Source organism: Microcoleus sp. PH2017_12_PCY_D_A, assembly GCF_020738565.1.
Taxonomy (GTDB): domain Bacteria; phylum Cyanobacteriota; class Cyanobacteriia; order Cyanobacteriales; family Microcoleaceae; genus Microcoleus.
Genome location: NZ_JAEQCI010000037.1, coordinates 20,755 through 37,715, shown reverse-complemented (window position 1 = coordinate 37,715; position 16,961 = coordinate 20,755). Strand labels below are relative to the sequence as shown.

At 44.0% G+C, this 16,961-nt stretch carries 16 protein-coding genes; 6 read left to right on the top strand and 10 right to left on the bottom strand.

The genetic code is table 11. The features are described from left to right. Positions 1-169: 169 nt before the first annotated feature. The 3 genes from JGK39_RS11455 to JGK39_RS11445 form a co-directional block, all read right to left on the bottom strand. On the bottom strand, positions 170-817 hold the full coding sequence (locus tag JGK39_RS11455) for a LysE/ArgO family amino acid transporter (protein WP_293296422.1): 648 nt from the start codon (positions 815-817) through the stop codon (positions 170-172). A 640-nt stretch (positions 818-1,457) separates the two neighbouring features. Then, positions 1,458-2,396: a fatty acid desaturase gene (locus JGK39_RS11450; RefSeq protein ID WP_293296421.1), complete on the bottom strand. Its 939-nt coding sequence runs from the start codon at positions 2,394-2,396 to the stop codon at positions 1,458-1,460. Positions 2,397-3,547: 1,151 nt separating this feature from the next. Further along, the gene (locus JGK39_RS11445; protein ID WP_293255956.1) at positions 3,548-4,069 is read right to left on the bottom strand and encodes a pentapeptide repeat-containing protein; all 522 of its coding nucleotides are present in this window, start codon (positions 4,067-4,069) and stop codon (positions 3,548-3,550) included. A gap of 12 nt (positions 4,070-4,081) precedes the next feature. On the opposite strand from JGK39_RS11445, the gene JGK39_RS11440 reads away from it, so the two are divergent. Continuing rightward, complete coding sequence (locus tag JGK39_RS11440; RefSeq protein WP_293296420.1) at positions 4,082-4,648, top strand: YraN family protein; 567 nt, start codon at positions 4,082-4,084, stop codon at positions 4,646-4,648. A 17-nt stretch (positions 4,649-4,665) separates the two neighbouring features. Here the strand turns inward: JGK39_RS11440 and JGK39_RS11435 are convergent, their stop codons facing one another. Together JGK39_RS11435 and JGK39_RS11430 are read right to left on the bottom strand one after the other, a co-directional pair. Continuing rightward, a complete protein-coding gene (locus tag JGK39_RS11435) occupies positions 4,666-4,827 on the bottom strand; it encodes a hypothetical protein (RefSeq protein ID WP_293255950.1) in 162 nt (53 codons plus the stop codon). A gap of 17 nt (positions 4,828-4,844) precedes the next feature. Further along, the gene (locus JGK39_RS11430; RefSeq protein ID WP_293255947.1) at positions 4,845-5,234 is read right to left on the bottom strand and encodes a hypothetical protein; all 390 of its coding nucleotides are present in this window, start codon (positions 5,232-5,234) and stop codon (positions 4,845-4,847) included. Positions 5,235-5,379: 145 nt separating this feature from the next. On the opposite strand from JGK39_RS11430, the gene queA reads away from it, so the two are divergent. Beyond that, a complete protein-coding gene (queA, locus tag JGK39_RS11425) occupies positions 5,380-6,507 on the top strand; it encodes a tRNA preQ1(34) S-adenosylmethionine ribosyltransferase-isomerase QueA (RefSeq protein WP_293296432.1) in 1,128 nt (375 codons plus the stop codon). A gap of 154 nt (positions 6,508-6,661) precedes the next feature. Here the strand turns inward: queA and rpmF are convergent, their stop codons facing one another. From rpmF to JGK39_RS11410, 3 genes are all read right to left on the bottom strand, one after another. Further along, positions 6,662-6,835 (bottom strand): 50S ribosomal protein L32, encoded by a 174-nt coding sequence (rpmF, locus tag JGK39_RS11420; protein ID WP_293256013.1) that lies wholly within the window; start codon positions 6,833-6,835, stop codon positions 6,662-6,664. Positions 6,836-7,157: 322 nt separating this feature from the next. Next, positions 7,158-7,634, bottom strand: a complete 477-nt coding sequence (locus tag JGK39_RS11415) for a TM2 domain-containing protein (protein ID WP_293255944.1) — start codon at positions 7,632-7,634, stop codon at positions 7,158-7,160. A 124-nt stretch (positions 7,635-7,758) separates the two neighbouring features. Next, the gene (locus JGK39_RS11410) at positions 7,759-8,007 is read right to left on the bottom strand and encodes a hypothetical protein (RefSeq protein ID WP_293255941.1); all 249 of its coding nucleotides are present in this window, start codon (positions 8,005-8,007) and stop codon (positions 7,759-7,761) included. 38 nt (positions 8,008-8,045) lie between these two features. On the opposite strand from JGK39_RS11410, the gene acsF reads away from it, so the two are divergent. The 3 genes from acsF to JGK39_RS11395 all read left to right on the top strand — a co-directional run bounded on the left by acsF (position 8,046) and on the right by JGK39_RS11395 (position 11,553). Then, positions 8,046-9,119 carry a magnesium-protoporphyrin IX monomethyl ester (oxidative) cyclase gene (gene acsF / locus JGK39_RS11405; RefSeq protein ID WP_293255938.1) on the top strand — a complete coding sequence of 358 codons (1,074 nt, stop codon included), beginning with the start codon at positions 8,046-8,048 and terminating at the stop codon, positions 9,117-9,119. Positions 9,120-9,277: 158 nt separating this feature from the next. Beyond that, a complete protein-coding gene (locus JGK39_RS11400; RefSeq protein ID WP_293296430.1) occupies positions 9,278-10,159 on the top strand; it encodes a hypothetical protein in 882 nt (293 codons plus the stop codon). A 14-nt stretch (positions 10,160-10,173) separates the two neighbouring features. Then, positions 10,174-11,553, top strand: a complete 1,380-nt coding sequence (locus JGK39_RS11395) for a site-specific DNA-methyltransferase (protein ID WP_293296418.1) — start codon at positions 10,174-10,176, stop codon at positions 11,551-11,553. 123 nt (positions 11,554-11,676) lie between these two features. Here JGK39_RS11395 and JGK39_RS11390 read toward each other — a convergent pair whose 3' ends face one another. Continuing rightward, positions 11,677-15,111: a CHAT domain-containing protein gene (locus tag JGK39_RS11390; protein WP_293296416.1), complete on the bottom strand. Its 3,435-nt coding sequence runs from the start codon at positions 15,109-15,111 to the stop codon at positions 11,677-11,679. Between the two features lie 36 nt (positions 15,112-15,147). Further along, the gene (locus JGK39_RS11385) at positions 15,148-15,303 is read right to left on the bottom strand and encodes a hypothetical protein (RefSeq protein WP_293174832.1); all 156 of its coding nucleotides are present in this window, start codon (positions 15,301-15,303) and stop codon (positions 15,148-15,150) included. Between the two features lie 87 nt (positions 15,304-15,390). Here JGK39_RS11385 and JGK39_RS11380 point away from each other — a divergent pair, with 87 nt between their 5' ends. Beyond that, entirely contained in the window at positions 15,391-16,905 is a 1,515-nt protein-coding gene (locus tag JGK39_RS11380) for a phospholipid carrier-dependent glycosyltransferase (RefSeq protein WP_293296414.1), read from the top strand. Positions 16,906-16,961: the final 56 nt, after the last annotated feature.

Sequence of the window (16,961 nt, the reverse complement as noted above, 5' to 3'; positions counted from 1 at the left end):
GTTCCATTTCAGGCACAGTTACCTTGAGGTAATCGGCGATAAACTCACCATACTTTTTCCTGATTTCGTCAGGCAGAAAGCGGAAGGTGGGAATTTAAATATTAGTAGAACAAGAACAGGTAAAATTAGATATTTGGGAATTACCAAATCCACACAAGATACAAGGCTGCTACGCCAAAAATTGATTAAAGTTAATCGTAGGAAAAATTAGTAATACAGCTATAAACCACATAATGCAGCCAATAATAATGTCAAGAATTCGCCACGCAGATGGACGTTGGAAAAATGGCGTTAGCCAAACAGCGCCATATGCAAGTGCAAAAAACCAGATAAAGGAAGCAAGAATTGCACCAAGTGCGAAAAAAATGCGTTCACTCACTGTGTATTGAGCTGCCAAACCACCAACCAGTACCACAGTGTCAAGATAGACGTGTGGGTTTAGGAGGCTGAGTGCCAGCGTCGTCAGAACATTGCTCCAAAGACTTGTTGGTTGAATATCCAGTTCATTTATATCTATCGCTGCTGGAGCAAAAGCAGATTTAAATGAATATAAGCCATAAAATAAAAGAAACACAACGCCAGCCCATAGAGCTATATTAGTTAGTTCTGGAATATTCGAGCTTAGTGTACCGAACCCTATAGTACCGATGATAATTAGAGTGGCGTCACATAGGAAGCAGATGCTTGCAGTCGCGAAAACATGTTCGCGTTTGAGACCTTGACGCAAAACGTAGGCGTTTTGAGCACCAATGGCGACAATTAGTCCAGCAAACAAGGTAAACCCGTTAAGGAATACTATAGGCAAAAACTCAGGCACTTTACACAATCTCCTTTAGCATTTGGACTTTGGACAAAAAAGATTACGTTCGTCGCGTAAATTATGATTCTGTTGGCGAATTGCGATATACCTCTGGCGTCAGCCCTTCGGGCAATCGCTATGCTCAACCCCTTGAAATATCATAGCAGATCGCACCAGAAATTGCACTTTACATGAATTCGCCAATAAAGTCAAATTATCCACGAACATACTACAGGCATAAAAAATGGATAGCCACCAGTTTAATACTGAATAATTAATTTACATCATTTTTTCTTGTGTAAGATGTGAGATAAACAACCTTTGATAAGAACACTGATTCTTAGAAGTTCTTTAATGTCACGGAACTAGGAGTTATATCATGTTCGGTCGGATACCCTTAAAAAAAATGGCTCAACCCCTCGCTATTACAGGATTGCAATGATGGTCAACAGACGGGAAATGACAAAAACGCATTGACAAAATCCATCAAATATCGGTTATGCGTTTTTGCCTCTTGTAGGGTGCGTCAGACCCGATAATTTGGCAAAAAACAGATGTTCTCTATCTGACGCACCTTACTGACTATAGTAATTCAAAAGTTTGAAACGGCTCAATTTCGTTCATACATATCATGGTAAGTTTTTACAGCGCCTAAGTCCTAGGAACGATTACTCCTAGCTTTTTGAAATGTTTCCCGAAAGAAATCGAAGTACGATAAACTCAAGTATTCAATCTTAGGACGAATGGTATGATGAACTTTCTCAAGATTATGTACCGCTACACTAGGATAGAGATGATGCTCAACATGATAGTTATTGCCGTTTGTAATGTAACTAATGATTGGATTAGTTTCAATTGAACGAGTATTTAAAAAAACATCTGTTGTCGTCTTCTTGCAATACAGATGTTCCGGTAACTCGATAAGAAAATGGAACAATTCGCCAAAAACTAACCACGGTATAAACCAGATTTTGAGAGGTATTAAGGACAGGTCAAACACGCTAATAGATAAGAGTGTTATAAAAATTGTGACTAGCACAAGATATTCAATTAAAACATCCTTTTTAGCCTTGTCAGTAGAAAAAACTTCGGGGTATTTACCTTTCATGAAGTTAAATAATGTCGAGAAAAAAGTTGGTACTCTTGCAAAGTTCCAAGCTCTAACAACGAGTTTATTGAAGCTTTCTAGTGAGGACTCATCATAGTCAAATATCTCAGCATTTTTTTCTGTGCCTAAATATTTATGATGGTGTAGATGCTGGACTCTGTAATGGGTATATGAAACAAGCATTGGAACACCAAACAAAAAACCGAAAAAGCGGTTTAATATCTTTGACTTAAAAAAATTGTGATGAAGACACTCATGTTGCAATTCTAAGCCATGAGCAAATGTAAGCCCCAACAGTAATTGAAGTATAATACTTAATTTCCAATCCTGAAGAAAAATAATTCCAACACTCAGAAAAACTACCAAAGCAAAATAATTTAATAGCTTTGCAAAAGAGTATACATGGTCAACTTTAGATATGCTTTTTAATTCAATACCAAAGTTTTCAACCTTCTGAGAAATTTCGGCAGCACCGCACATTTTTTCCATTACTAGCACCTATCTAAACTATTAAAAGTTTTTCGTATCCGCCCAATAATCCGGGGTAAATCGCTCAACGATGTACATCAAATGACGCAAAATCGTTTCTTAATGGGTAGTCCGCCCCGAATTATTGAGCGGATACTAAAATAGTATACATTAATGGGAGAATCCCAAAAAACTTAAGTTATAGCCATTGGCAGCCTCCCCCTCTTCCCGTCTAAGATTATCATTGTTATTGAGAATATTTTAAGTATTTTAACTTATTGACAAAAACTACTTTATCTTAATCTCTCACACTATTTATGGTGCTGACAGTGGACAAAATGATTGCTGATGGAATGATGAACCCGCTAGAGGTGCTACACCCTGGAAGAAACGGTAAACGCTCAACAAAACGCACCTCAGAAGTCAAGAACAAGCAAGGTAGAAAAGGAGGAGGACCAGATAATGGGACTTAGGCAAAAAACACTGATAAAATAACCTCAAACGTGTATCCCAAAAGACTTTGACATCATTTTGATTGGTTTGTTGGTATATCTGGGTTTCAGGCGTTTTTGGACATTGGGTGCATTTCCCTTACTGCACAAGGGTTTGAGGTTTATTCCTTCCTCAAAAATGTTTAATTCCCCCTAGCTGCTACCGGTAGGAATCCACCTGCCTGCATTTTCCATAACCTGTAGTAAGCTCTACCTTTTGCTAGTAGTTTAGTGTGAGAACCATCTTCAATAATGCGACCTCGATCAAATACCAAAATCCGGTCTAGATGAGCAATCATGGAAAGTCGATGAGCTAGGGGTCAAAAGAGCAGCCATGCAAAAAGTTACAATAAGGACTTTATGAACTGCTAGTAACATCCTGATTGACATGGATAAAACTGTACTATTTGAACGCCTCCAGTTTTTGTAGTCTAAACTCAGTTGACTAGAGCAGGAAATGTCAATATTTTAAAATAGACTGCCGCCTAAACTAACGAGTGTTTCAGTTAGTTTCGACCTGACGAGTGCAACTCCTTTACAGCACAAAACCTTCGATTTTCTGGGGTTTCGCTGATATTGCAGTCATGTATCGGTCAGTGGATAAAGCCCGATCGCCCGACTGCCAGAGGGTTTACATGGAACTCACCCCGCACGCGGGGTAAGTTTGGTTGAACAAGCCTTTTAATAGTCGCAAAAAAGAGTTTCGCGAGTCTCTCTACCAGTCACCGGATTAGTACCTTTTGCCACTTTACAGAGCTTTTCGATCATATCGTCTCGCAGCAGAGTGTCTGTAAAATCAGCACCGTCAATCACAGCTCCTTCCAGTCTGGTATTGTAACAAAAAGCACCCTCAAGAATAGCATTAGTTAGATTTGCTTTCATCATGCGAGCCAAATCCAAAGTCGCACCCCTTAAATTAGCGCCTTCTAAATTTGCCTCTTCCATATTTGCGCCAAACAGACTTACGCCTCCTAAATCTGCATTAGTAAAATTGGTGTTGCGAAGATTAGCTTTATTAAAACTGTCGTTCGTCAAAACTTGTCCGCTAAAATCAGCGCCAACTAGGATTTCTTTGTCGCGATCCAAGGCGAAAGCAGGTGCGGGATTAATGGCGATCGCCAAGGTGGCAATTACTGCTAAAATAACAAAACTCAGCAAGAAAGTATAAATATTTTTGCGATGTTGGCGAATTCCAGAATTCATAAGTTAAAGCTAATGGGCAGCAATGACAGTTCAAAATTGAATTCTACCAGAAAACGCTCATCTTCTGTCGTTCCCACCGCCTCCAGCTCTCCCCAATCCCCAAACTCTCGGGATATCGGCACATTGGGAGAAAACTTAGTCGCCGAGTGGTTAGAGCAGCAAGGCTGGGAAATCCTGCACCGTCAGTACCGCTGTCGCTGGGGAGAGATTGACATCATCGCCCTCGGAAAAGATGAAGCAAGCGAAAAGAACCCAGGCATTTGCGATCGCCAATTCCCGATATTAGCCTTTGTAGAGGTCAAAACTCGCCGCCGAGGAAATTGGGATGCTGGCGGAATGCTGGCTGTTAGCGCCACAAAACAAGCCAAACTTTGGCAAACCGCCGAAATATTTTTAAGCACACGTCCAGATTTAGCAAATAATTCTTGTCGGTTCGATGTCGCCCTAGTCAGGTGCGAGCCTTCAGGGCAAAAGAGCAAGCAAATATTACCACCAACGACAGCGAACTCTCAATCCGCCCTTGCCGGAAATTACCTGCTTATCCTGCAAGAATACATTCGATCGGCTTTCAGCAATTAGAAATGTCAAATTAAAAATTACAGGGTAAAATCAAAAAGTAATACCGCTTGGTAATTTTTAATTGTTAACTTGCCTTGACTATCGCCCATTGGTTTATTCATCTTTAACGGACGTGGAAAAAGCGCTAAATCCTCTGCCCCTCTCCCCTTGTCCCCCTCTCTCTGTGCGATCGCAGGCAATTTATATGCTCCGCAGTCTAGGCAAGAGTTTCCGGGCAATATCCCAGACCCTTGACAAACTGCTGGCGAAACGCTTCAATTTCCGTGCGCTCGGGGCTGCCGTGACAAACCACAGCCACCTGGTAGCGGCGCATGACGCTCAGCGGCGACTGCCCCGTTTCCAAACTCCAAAGTGCCATTTGCAAGCGAATTTCAGGATCGTAAGGAATCCCGACTTCGTTCATAAAAGCCCGAAAATCCCCGTGCATTTCTGGAGTCAAATATTGGCTCATTTTCACCTTCACGACCCAGCCGTCAATTTGGTGAATAACAGTGATAAATTGCAAAGGAAGATGACTAGCCGTGCGTAGGTAATCCACGACTCTCAGAGTGAGGCTAGTATTGGCGATGTAGTAGAGGTATTCCATAACTATCCTTCGAGCAAAGCTGATGCTACACCTCTATCGTCGCGGGCTATACCCGCCACCACAAGGGGAAAAGCACCCGACTTGGGATGGGGGTTTTTACCCAATTTGTTACCGAGTTGACAGATTTTTGACAGGAATTCACCCGATGACAGAGATTGACTGGTCTTTGGACGCTTATGACTACGAACTTCCGCCCGATCGCATTGCCCAAAATCCCGTAGTGCCGAGGGACAGTTCTCGGTTGCTGGTGGTAGATTCTGCCAGCAGCCACCAACACCGGATTTTCCGGGATTTGCCGGATTTGCTCGAACCCGGAGACTTGCTGGTACTCAACAACACCCGTGTTCTGCCGGCGAGGCTCTACGGACACAAACCCAACGGGCCTGCTGTGGAGATATTGTTGATGGAAGAACGCCAGCACAACTGCTGGCTGGCTTTGGTGAAACCGGGGAAACGCTTAAAGTTGGGAGCAAAAATTGAGTTTGAGCCCGCCTCCTGTGATGACTCTGCGGAAGGGCCTTGCTGTTGCCTTCCCCAAGCTCTGGGAGTCGATCGGCGATTGACTGCGACAGTTATAGAGAGGGACGAGCAAACTGGGGGACGGCTGTTAGAGTTTGACATCCCTAGAGATGCGACTCTGGCGAAGTTTTTGGACGAATACGGCCACGTACCTCTTCCCCCCTACATCGAAAATTCCCAAGCAGCAGCGGAACAGTACCAGACTGTTTATGCCGAAAAACCTGGGGCGGTGGCGGCCCCGACAGCCGGCTTGCACTTCACCGAAGAATTGTTGAGCCGCTTGGAAGAGCGGGGAATCGAAAAAACTTTTGTCACCCTCCATGTGGGAGTAGGAACGTTTCGCCCGGTGGAGGTTGCAGACGTGACGGCTCACAAAATGCACGGCGAATGGGTGGAAGTATCGGCCTCCACTGTCGAGAAAATCCGCGAAACTCAAGCCCGAGGCGGGCGGATCTTTGCTGTGGGTACGACAGCAGTGAGAGCTTTAGAGGGAGCTGCGGCGGCTGGCGATTTTTCCTTGCAGCCTTTTTGCGGCCAGACAAATTTGTTTATTTATCCCGGTTACAAGTGGCGGGTTGTAGACGGGATGATTACCAATTTTCACTTGCCGCGCTCTACTTTGATGATGATGTTAAGCGCGATGGTTGGAAGGCCTCGGCTGTTGGATTTGTACCGAGAGGCGATCGAGCACCAGTACCGATTTTATTCTTTTGGCGATGCCATGCTGATTTTACCGGAGGCAAGGAAGGATTAACTCATATCTGGCACCATTCTCAAACTTTCCTTTAGGGCGGCCCGGAAGTGGCCACCCCACCATCAACTTTAAATCTTGTGGGACAGCCAGGAAAGCCTATTAACCGAGAATGGTGCAAAATATCAGAAATGCCAATTGTTAATTTTTAATCTATTTAATCTTCCTCCTCTTCTTCATTGCCGGGATACACGAAGCTGTTGGAACGCCCAGTCAGAACAGATTTGCCCAGGGACAGAGCTTTCTGAGCTGCCACTACAGCTTTGCGCTTCCATGTGGCTTTACGCATATTCTTTCTGGATTTGGAGGTTTTCTTCTTAGGGACTGCCATGACGCTAAATACTTTCTGGTTGTATAGACAAACAAACATTCTAGCCGATTTTGCCTCGCTGGCTCGACAAACCACAACAAGCAAGATCAAGTAATAGGGTGCGTCAGCGATTAACTTCTCCAACAACACGCCGGCATCCCGTAGCTGACGCACCCTACATTTCAATCCCCGTAGGGTGCGTCAGCGATTAACTTCTCCAACAACACGCCGGCATCCCGTAGCTGACGCACCCTACATTTCAATCCCCGTAGTAGTAGGGTGCGTCAGCCGTTAGCCTCTCCAACAACACATAAAATTCCCAGGCTGACGCACCCATTCCAGCTTAAAGTTCGTGAAAATAGTACATCACGACGCCAGTAACTGGGTCGTTCTCAATGCTGACATAACCTGTTTTGAGCATTGCCGTGAAAGCCTCTTCCACTTCGGCAAAAGTAGCACCGGTTGCCATCACCCCTTGAGTGACAGATAATCTGCCGTTTTTGGTATAAGCTGCCTTCAGGAGTTTAATCCCTAACTGATCGGGGGTTTGCTTCGGGTATGTCGAGGCGATCGCCCCGTTGGTAGAAGATAGCGGTATACCTTGGGGAGATACCCCCAGTTTGCCCCTGATAGTGGCATTGTGCTCGTCCACCATCTTCGGCAACAGCAGCAAGTCAAACAATTGCCCGAACCCAAATAACCCAAAGGTACACAGCCACAGCAAACCCGTGCCAATCTTGCCGTTGTAGAGGCGGTGGAGTCCGAATGGGCCGAAAAAACAAGCTGCCCATAAAAGGTAACTAACACCCAAATTGCTCATTTTATGCCCGTCCTGCCTGGTTATTTTAACTATTGCGCTCCCTCAATATATATTTTGTACTTTGTATTTAGTGTTTAAACAGCTTGACACCGGAATTTATTTGTGCATTGTCCGAAATTATTGATTATTCGCTACCAATTACCCGATGCCCTGTTTGGCCGATGCCCCATGCCCCATGCCCCATCCCCAATGAGTAATTGTGCGTAGCAATTCTTAACGCCAGCGACATATTTCCGGGTCGAGAGCTTGGTAAACTGGAGGGCGTGGAAATTTCAGCAGCTTTGAGTTGGATGCCACAGGGAGCGCCAAAGTGCGCCGCACAGCGCTGGTCGGAGATACCGCAGGCGATCGCCCGCTGTACCCGAAACCTCAAACAAGCGAGCAATTATAAGCAAAACATCCAATAAACATATGGTAGATTCGCTCAAAAAACCCGCTTTTGCAGAACAGCAAGAAGCGAAAACCCCAGCCAAAGAAACTATTCTCACACCGAGATTTTACACAACAGACTTTGACGAGATGGCCAAAATGGACATCTCCATCAACGAAGCCGAACTCGAAGCAATTATCAAAGAGTTCCGCGTTGACTACAACAAAACCCACTTCGTGCGGGATGCCGAGTTCGATCGATCTTGGGAACACATCGACGGCGAAAAGCGCAAGTTATTCATTGAATTCCTCGAACGCTCTTGCACCGCTGAGTTTTCTGGATTCTTGCTCTACAAAGAATTGGCACGCAAACTCAAAGACAAAAATCCGGTACTCGCCGAAGGTTTCTTGCTCATGTCCCGCGACGAAGCGCGGCACGCCGGATTCCTCAACAAAGCCCTGTCGGACTTTGGTTTGTCCCTAGATTTGGGTTTCTTGACAAAAAGCCGCAGCTACACATTCTTCAAGCCGAAATTTATTTTCTACGCCACTTACTTATCCGAAAAAATCGGTTATTGGCGCTACATCACGATTTACCAGCACTTGAAAGCCCATCCTGAAGACCAGATTTATCCGATTTTCCGATTCTTTGAAAATTGGTGTCAGGATGAAAACCGCCACGGAGATTTCTTCGATGCGGTGATGAGAGCTCAGCCTCAGATGTTGAACGATTGGCGCGCTAAGCTGTGGTGCCGTTTCTTCTTGCTGTCGGTATTTGCGACAATGTATCTCAATGATATCCAGCGGGCCGGTTTTTATCGATCGCTCGGACTCGATGCTCGCGAATACGACATTGAAGTGATCAAAAAGACCAACGAAACAGCAGGCCGCGTATTCCCCGTCATGCTAGACGTTAACAATCCCGAGTTTTACGAACGATTGGATATTTGCCTCAAAAACAATCAGCAATTGACCGCGATTGTTGAGTCTAAAACTCCCAAAGTTTTGCAATTGTTCCAAAAATTGCCTCTGTATGTGTCAAACGGTTGGCAGTTGGTGAAACTGTACTTCATGAAGACAATCGAGTCGCCCTCTGTTGAAGGTGCAGTCCGTTAAGTTTTGATTTTTCATCCTCTGTTACGGCGGTTCTGCGGAAGCGGAGCCGCTTTTTTTTGGTATGATGTTAGATAAGTTTTGGTGAAATGGGGATCGAATTTGAAATTTTATTGAGCAACTTGATGAAGAAGTTAATTGTGAGATGAAAAGTGAGTAATATGAACACGGGAAGACGCAACTCTTTTGCAGACTACAAAGCAGATGGACACAACTGGATCACATTGACTGCCGGAGAATACTATCCCGATATGTTGCAGGAGGCTTGCCAACTTTACGAACCAGTTTTAGTAATGTTTGGGCAATTACTCAGGACTTCTGAATCATCAGTGCGTCTATTTATAAAGATTTCAGATGTTCCCAGCACATGGATGCGAGTTCAACTTTTCAGGGTGTTTCGCAAGTATGTTAGCCCTGAGCTCCCAGTGGAAATGCTCAGAAGGAAAAAAAAGGCAACAGAAATTTCCAATCAGTTCGGATCGCGTTTTAGGTCAGTTCAAGAAGTTCAAGCTGCATATATGACTCGTCCAATTCCCGATGAGGCAATGTCGGCTTTGTTATGGGAATACAAAAGTCGCGGAAAGAAGGGATACGACCTAACTGAAATATTTTTCTCCTTATTCCGTTTACACTTTCCATACTTGACAATCAAAGGGCCAGAGCGAGCAGGAAAAGATATTATGATGGGAAATCTCCTCGCCAACTATCCCAACCCGAAACGTCCTGTTGATTTTGCGATTTACGATATTAATGAAAATGACTTGCTGGCAATAGGATTGGCAAGATATGATTCAGATAGAGGTGGTGCACAAGAAGACGATCGAACAGGTGGTTATCGTAGCTGCGCTGATGAAATCCTCAGTTATACACAAAATCATAACTTAAGAACCAAAGTAATTTTTCTTAATGATGGGCCCGGTCTTTTACTCGGCTCAATGTGGGATGACTACGCCAACATTGAAAATAGCTGGCAAGATAAGATTATAGTATTGACACTGCGTATGGTTCCAGATCGGATTACAGTGGAATGGCTGCGTTCTTGAAAATAGGAGTGACAATGGCTACTGGTATTTCAAACAAACAATCACAGGGTCAAGCTGCATCAAATTTTAGTGAAAGCCAACTAAGCAATAGTTTGGATGTGTGCTTTTCATATCCAGGCAAACTGCCTGCAAGTCAAGTTTTAGACACTAATCAAGCTGAATGTGTAAAACTGTGGCATAGCAATCAACAGCAAAGTATGGCACATGAAAACCGTCTTTACTATGGTGATAATTTACCAATATTAGCATCTTTGCTTAAAGATAATTCAGTAAAAGGTAAAGTAAGACTAATTTATATAGACCCGCCTTTTGCAACTAGAAGTGTGTTCCAATCCCGTTCTCAGACTGATGCTTATTCAGACTTATTAGCAGGCAACAATTATATTGAATTTATTCGTAAAAGGTTGATAATTATTAGAGAATTATTAGCGGAAGATGGCTCGATATACCTTCACCTTGATGAAAATATGGCATTTTATATCAAGGTAATTATGGATGAGATTTTTGGTCAGCGCAATTTCAGAAATTGGATTACCAGGAAAAAATGTAACCCTAAAAATTACACAAAAAAGACTTACGGAAATGTTTCAGATTTTATACTTTTTTATAGTAAATCAGATACTTATGTCTGGAATCGTCCAGTTGAAGAATGGACAGATAAGCGCGCCAATAAAGAATATGAATACGTTGAAAAAGAAACTGGGCGGCAATATAAAAAGGTTCCGATTCATGCGCCGGGAGTGAGAAATGGCGAAACAGGAAAGTCTTGGCGAGGGATGAATCCGCCACCGGGAAAGCATTGGCAGTTTCCACCTAAAACACTAGATGAAATGGATGCTAGAGGGGAAATATATTGGTCGAAAACTGGCAATCCCCGCCGCAAGATATATTTGGACAGCAGTCAAGGAATTCCAGTACAAGATATTTGGCTTGAATTTCGCGATGCTCACAATCAGAATATTAAGATTACAGGTTATCCAACCGAAAAAAATCCCGATCTACTTGCTAGAATTATTCGAGGCTCGTCAAATCCTGATGATTTAGTTCTCGATTGCTTTGCTGGTTCTGGTACAACTTTGAGTGTTGCTTCGGAGTTGGGAAGGAGATGGATAGGAATTGATCGTAGTTCGGAGGCGATCGCCACTACTTTGCGCCGCTTTGCTAAGGGTTGCGAACGGATGGGCGATTTTGTCAGCCAGCAAACATCCCTAAACCAGAATACATCAAATGACGAGTCTCGCCAATTATCGCTTTTTAACTTAGATGAATCTCGGTTTAAGGCTGAGTCTCTACCTGAAAAAAACGAGATGATTAATAACTTTGCTCTTTATTCAACTGATTCGTTTGCTGCGGAACTAGAAGATATTGTGAGGCAATGGATAGAATGGCAGTAGGATCGTACAAAACAATTCACAAAAAGCATTCGCCTGGAATTGATGCTGATTTTTCATCAACTTTATCAAAATTCAGAGTTTTAAAACCCCGGTGTCAACTGTCAACTGTCAACTGTCAACTGTTTACCGCCATTCACCCTGAAGCGTAAAAGCCGCCCAATAATAGGGAGACTGCCACTGTTTCTGCTGCAACATCTCCAATTGCGCCGCCCTTAAAGCCGCCACTGGCGTCAACCCTTTTTTCAGCATTCCCTCATAGAAACTAGCCATTAACTTCGAGGTTCCTTCATCATCCACATTCCACAAACTCACAACTACTCGCTTCGCCCCAGCATACATAAATCCTCTCGTCAATCCTACCATTCCCTCCCCTTGAATGTTCTGCCCCAATCCAGTTTGACAAGCACTTAAAACTACTAATTCTGCCGCTAATTTGAGATTGAAAATATCCGTAAGCCGCAAGAATCCGTTTAAGGGTTTGCCCTTTGTGTCTACTAAAGACATCAGGATTCCTGATAATTCCGGGTGAGTGCTATTGGCGAAACCGTGGGTGGCAAAATGAATGATTTTATATTGGCTTAAATTTGAACTGGTTGCGGTGGCACGGTTGGCAGAAAAATCCAAGGATTGCGTGCTAGATTTTTCGGAAACTAAGGATTGAATGATTTCAGCTTCTTTGCGAGTAAATTTTAAACGGCTCCACTGTCGGTTATTGTCGCGACTAGAGCGGCTTAAACCCAGATTTACTGATTCTATTGCTTCGCGATCTGTATTAGTAGCGGGTGCTTTGAATCGTTCGTCTTGAGCGCTAAAAACTGGGTCGGCAAACATTGCTAAAGTCCGAGTTGGGCTTGGTCGATCGCGATAATTTTGTCTTAATATTCCTAAGGTGGAGGCTGAAGGAAGCAGCACTATTTCACGATCTACAATTAAAGGCTTATGGTCATTTTCACCGGATGTTTCGGGAAGAGAGAGGGCGGCGAAGGGAAGATAATTCAAAATGCCATCGCCAACTATCAGCAGGCGTTTTTGAGCAAGTTGTGCTGCGACAGGCTGTAAGATGATTTTACTGAGGGCGTTGCTAGCTTTGGTGACTCGATTGGAGATGTCTCGGTACAGCGGATGAGTCACAGCGTGACGGAAATTGCGGGCGGCTGTTTCGATTTCGGCGCGAGGAGGCAATTCATAGCTGGTGATGCTGGTTTTACTTACAGCCCAGAGATAACTCTGCTTTTCTCCTAAGCTATATTGGAGTAAGATTGTATTGTCGTCGAGGATTTGTTGTTGAATCTGTGAAAGAGTTAAAGGTTGGGGTTGGGTGAGGGCGGCATAACGGGGGCTAGTGGTGCGAATTTTTGCTTGAATTTCTTGATATTGAGATAGCAGATTTTGGCGCTGTTTTTCTAGTTCTGCTATTTTTGGGTAATTCGGACTTTGGCTGGTGTAATTTTCGATGCTCTGTGTTTCTAAGGTGTCGAGTTGCTGTTGTAAATTGCGTTCTTGTTGCAATAATTCTGGGGCGACTCCTTGGCGGATATCGGCGTTTGCTTCTTGCAGAAGTTCCAGTAATGTGCGGGCGCGAGAACGTTCGCTGGCTTCTAAGGCTTTGGTATCATAGCCAGATTTGGGATTGGTTTTGTGCAGTGCCATTAACAGTTGAATGTAGAACTGGTAATAGTTATTTACTGTGACAAAGTAAGAGGTGCGAAGTTCGTGGCTGCTAATTTTGGTGCGGAGGTTTTCTACGATCTTGATGGAGGCTTCGATGTCAGTGAGGGCTGGGATTAGATTGCCAAAATTACCTTTAATATTAGCAATATTGTAGAGGGTGAGAGCTTCTCCGGGCCGATCGCCCACAGCGCGAAATAGCGGCAGAGATTGGTTGAAATACTCTTGTGCTTTCTGTTTTTCTCCCAATTCTGAGTAGACAACACCTATATTGTTGAGTGTAAGGGCTTCTCCACGCCGATCGCCCACTTTCCGTCTTAGATGCAGGGCTTGCTTGTAGTAGCCGAGGGCTTGCTGTTGGTTTCCCAAATCGTTGTAGACTAGGCCGATGTTGGTGAGAGCAGTGGCTTCCTTAGGGCGATCGCCCATAGCGCGGAACAGGGTAAGGGCTCGATCGAAATATTCTCTTGCTTTCTGTTTGTCTCCCAAATCATTGTAAGCTAAGCCGATGTTGTTGAGGGTGGTAGCTTCGACCGTGCGATCGCCCGAGGATGTGCGCGTGTTTGGGGATATATTCAATATGTTGCTGAGGGGAATTGCTTGTTTAGGGCGATCGTCCAAAGAAGTGTCACTGTTTGGGGGTATTTGCAACAGGTTGTTGAGGTTGAGGGCTTCGATCGGGCGATCGCTCATTTCCCGAATCAGCGCCAGAACTTGGTTGTAGTAGTCGAGGGCTTGCTGCTTCTCACCCAAGGCATAGTATACAGCGCCGAGGTTGTTGAGAATAATGGCTTGTTTCGGGCGATCGCCTAAAATTTGATTCCCAGAAAGCGCTTGTTTGTAGTAGTCTAGTGCTTGCTGTCTTTCTCCTAATCTATTAGCAATCATCCCCATTTGATTTAATATATAAGCTTCATTCTTCCGATCTCCAAGCGTTTGATAAAGTGAACGTGCTGCATCAAACTTTTGTAATGCCTCTCGGTAGGATACTGCTGTTTGTCGATCGAATAGCTGTTGAGCTTCCTGAAGTAATCGATCGGCTGCATCTGTTTTTTGATTTAATATTTGTTTATTTTTCTGAAGTAATCGATCGGCTTCACCATCCGGGATTTTATTTCCACCGAGTTCAAGGTTTGTCAGCTTCGTCAATCCCTCTAAAGCTGTCACATCCTGAATTTGATTGCTACTGAGATCGAGGGCTGTCAGATTCGTCAATCCCCCTAAAGGTTTGACATCTACGATTTGATTGGAGTGGATGAAAAGCAGTATCAGATTAGTCAATGCCGATAATGGTTCCACATCTACGATTTTGTTTCCACTCAAATAAAGAAATTCTAACTTAGCCATTTTCGATAATGGTGCCACATCTACAAGTTGATTAGATGCGAGGGAAAAGCCTGTTAGATTGGTTAATCCCGCTAACGGTGTAGCATCTACTATTTGATTGGCTTCGAGGAAAAGTTCTGTCAGATTAGTCAGTCCCGATAACGGTTTCACGTCTGAGATTTGATTGAAGTTGAGGACGAGAAATCTCAGATTAGTCAGTCCCGATAAGGGTTGCACATCTGTTATTTGATTTGAACTGAGGTTAAGCTTTTTGAGATTTGTTAATTTTGATAATGGTTGGATATCGACTATTCGATCGCGAATCAGGGAAAGTTCTGTTAGATTAGTTAGTGTTGCTTGAGCGCGATCGCACTCTTGTGTTTTGGCTTTTGATAGCAACACCTCTACCGTATGTCTGGCTTGGGGGGTTAAATGCTCTTTGTTGGTGCACCAATCGCCAAAGCTTTCAAATGTCTTGGGATTTGGCGCGGTGGCTGATGCTAGCAGGATACTCGCACCTACAGCTAACCCCACACGCCCCCAAACCCAAAAAGTGAGATTCATAAACCCTTGCTCAAAAAAAGACCTGCTTAACTGCTATCATAGTCGATCGCACATTGTCATATGCGTTTTTCCTGCCTGGGTGCCAATTACATAGGCAGCATATTGTGAAACAATAGTCGCTACCGCCGATCGCCCCACGTGACAAGCATTATTGCCTGCATCGGGTTTGTAGCAGCGAAGGTTAAAAGTCATAATAGTAATTTTTACGCTATTTTCAACTCATTATTTTAAAATTAGCGATCGCCCCCAAATCTAGCATCTACTATTTTCGGTTATTTTATGCAACTCAACAAAAAACCATTCAACAGATCCACTCTTGTTTTTGGTCTAGGAATGCTCGGTGTATTCCTATTTTCTTGGATTCTGCGCTTTTGGGAACTGGAGCGATTTAACACCTTCGTATTTGACGAGGTTTATTACGCCAAATTTGCCAACGATTATCTCACGAAAACGCCTTTTTTCAACGCTCACCCGCCGCTGAGCCAGTACATAATTGCGATCGGAATTGCGATCGGCACTCACCTCCCCTTCGGCAAAACAGCCGTCAACAGTCTAGCAGGCTCAATGCTTTCCCCTTGGGATTACCGCTGGCTGAATGCCCTCACAGGTTCCTTTATTCCCCTAGTTGTCGGAGCCCTGGCTTATCAGCTAGTACGGCGCCGCACCTTTGCTTTTTTGGCTGCTTTATTTATCGCTTGCGACGGTTTATTTTTAGTTGAATCTCGCTACGCGCTCAACAACATTTATCTAGTTTTGTTCGGAATCTTAGGACAACTATTTATTTTAAAATCAGTAGAAGCAGAAGGTAAAAAGCGGTGGCTTTGGCTGGTGCTATCCGGGATAGGTTTCGGCGCATCTGCTGCTATCAAATGGAATGGACTCTGGTTTCTGTTCGGTACATATCTAATTTTAATCTGCGCGTGGGCGGTGCGTTTAATCCAGGGAAACCGAGGAGATGAAGAACAGAATGCCGAAATTGATTCAGCTCTAATTCCTCCCGAAAGTCCGGTACAAAAACTGACTCAACTAAATTTTAGAGAAGTAGGATTGAGTCTAGCTATAATTCCTGTTTTAGTTTACAGCATCTCCTGGATTCCTCACCTGCATCTCAATCCAACTCCCAACTTTTGGCAGATGCAAACGGAAATTTTGACTTATCACCAGCGGATCAAAAGCGGGCCTACTGTGCATCCTTACTGTTCCGCCTGGTACAGTTGGCCTTTGATGCTTCGCCCGATAGTTTACTTCTACAAAACTATTAGCAGCAATGCACAAGTAGATCCAGTTTTGCCACCTTTACCGAGCGGTGTAAATCCGGTAATTTTTGACGTGCACGCGATGGGTAATCCTTTTCTTTGGTGGCTGTCAACCTTATCTTTACTGCTGGTAATAGGAGTTTTAGTTCACCGGGTTTTGGTGTGGATGGAAACGCGCCGGGTGGCTTCTGTTGAGGCGATCGAACAGCAGCGACCGATTTTGTTTCCGCCGACTACTGAAATGTGGCTGGCGCTGTATTTAATAGTTAATTGGGCTGCTAATTTGCTGCCTTGGGTGAAGGTGACTCGCTGCGTATTTTTGTATCATTATATGGGCTGTTCTGTGTTTGCAGCCTTAGCCCTTGCTTGGTGGACTGACAGGTGGCTGCACAGCCCACAAACTCGCCTCAGAGGGATGGGAGTAACAATTATTTTTCTGGTTTTGGGTGCTTTTATTTTCTGGATGCCTCTCTATTTGGGATTGCCTTTGTCGCAAATGGAATGGAAAATTAGGATGTGGCTGCCGTCTTGGGTTTAGGTTAGAATATACAAAAATTGTGCACCATCTAGAAACCCGGTTTCTTTGTGTAAACT

Bases quoted from the DNA above. Each gene is read 5' to 3' on its own strand.
- JGK39_RS11440 (WP_293296420.1), top strand. From the start codon at position 4,082: ATGGGCAGCAATGACAGTTCAAAATTGAATTCTACCAGAAAACGCTCA.
- JGK39_RS11450 (WP_293296421.1), bottom strand. From the start codon at position 2,396: ATGGAAAAAATGTGCGGTGCTGCCGAAATTTCTCAGAAGGTTGAAAAC.
- JGK39_RS11395 (WP_293296418.1), top strand. From the start codon at position 10,174: ATGGCTACTGGTATTTCAAACAAACAATCACAGGGTCAAGCTGCATCA.
- JGK39_RS11430 (WP_293255947.1), bottom strand. From the start codon at position 5,234: ATGGAATACCTCTACTACATCGCCAATACTAGCCTCACTCTGAGAGTC.
- JGK39_RS11400 (WP_293296430.1), top strand. From the start codon at position 9,278: ATGAACACGGGAAGACGCAACTCTTTTGCAGACTACAAAGCAGATGGA.
- JGK39_RS11390 (WP_293296416.1), bottom strand. From the start codon at position 15,111: ATGAATCTCACTTTTTGGGTTTGGGGGCGTGTGGGGTTAGCTGTAGGT.
- JGK39_RS11445 (WP_293255956.1), bottom strand. From the start codon at position 4,069: ATGAATTCTGGAATTCGCCAACATCGCAAAAATATTTATACTTTCTTG.
- acsF (WP_293255938.1), top strand. From the start codon at position 8,046: ATGGTAGATTCGCTCAAAAAACCCGCTTTTGCAGAACAGCAAGAAGCG.
- queA (WP_293296432.1), top strand. From the start codon at position 5,380: ATGACAGAGATTGACTGGTCTTTGGACGCTTATGACTACGAACTTCCG.
- JGK39_RS11415 (WP_293255944.1), bottom strand. From the start codon at position 7,634: ATGAGCAATTTGGGTGTTAGTTACCTTTTATGGGCAGCTTGTTTTTTC.
- JGK39_RS11385 (WP_293174832.1), bottom strand. From the start codon at position 15,303: ATGACTTTTAACCTTCGCTGCTACAAACCCGATGCAGGCAATAATGCT.
- JGK39_RS11380 (WP_293296414.1), top strand. From the start codon at position 15,391: ATGCAACTCAACAAAAAACCATTCAACAGATCCACTCTTGTTTTTGGT.
- rpmF (WP_293256013.1), bottom strand. From the start codon at position 6,835: ATGGCAGTCCCTAAGAAGAAAACCTCCAAATCCAGAAAGAATATGCGT.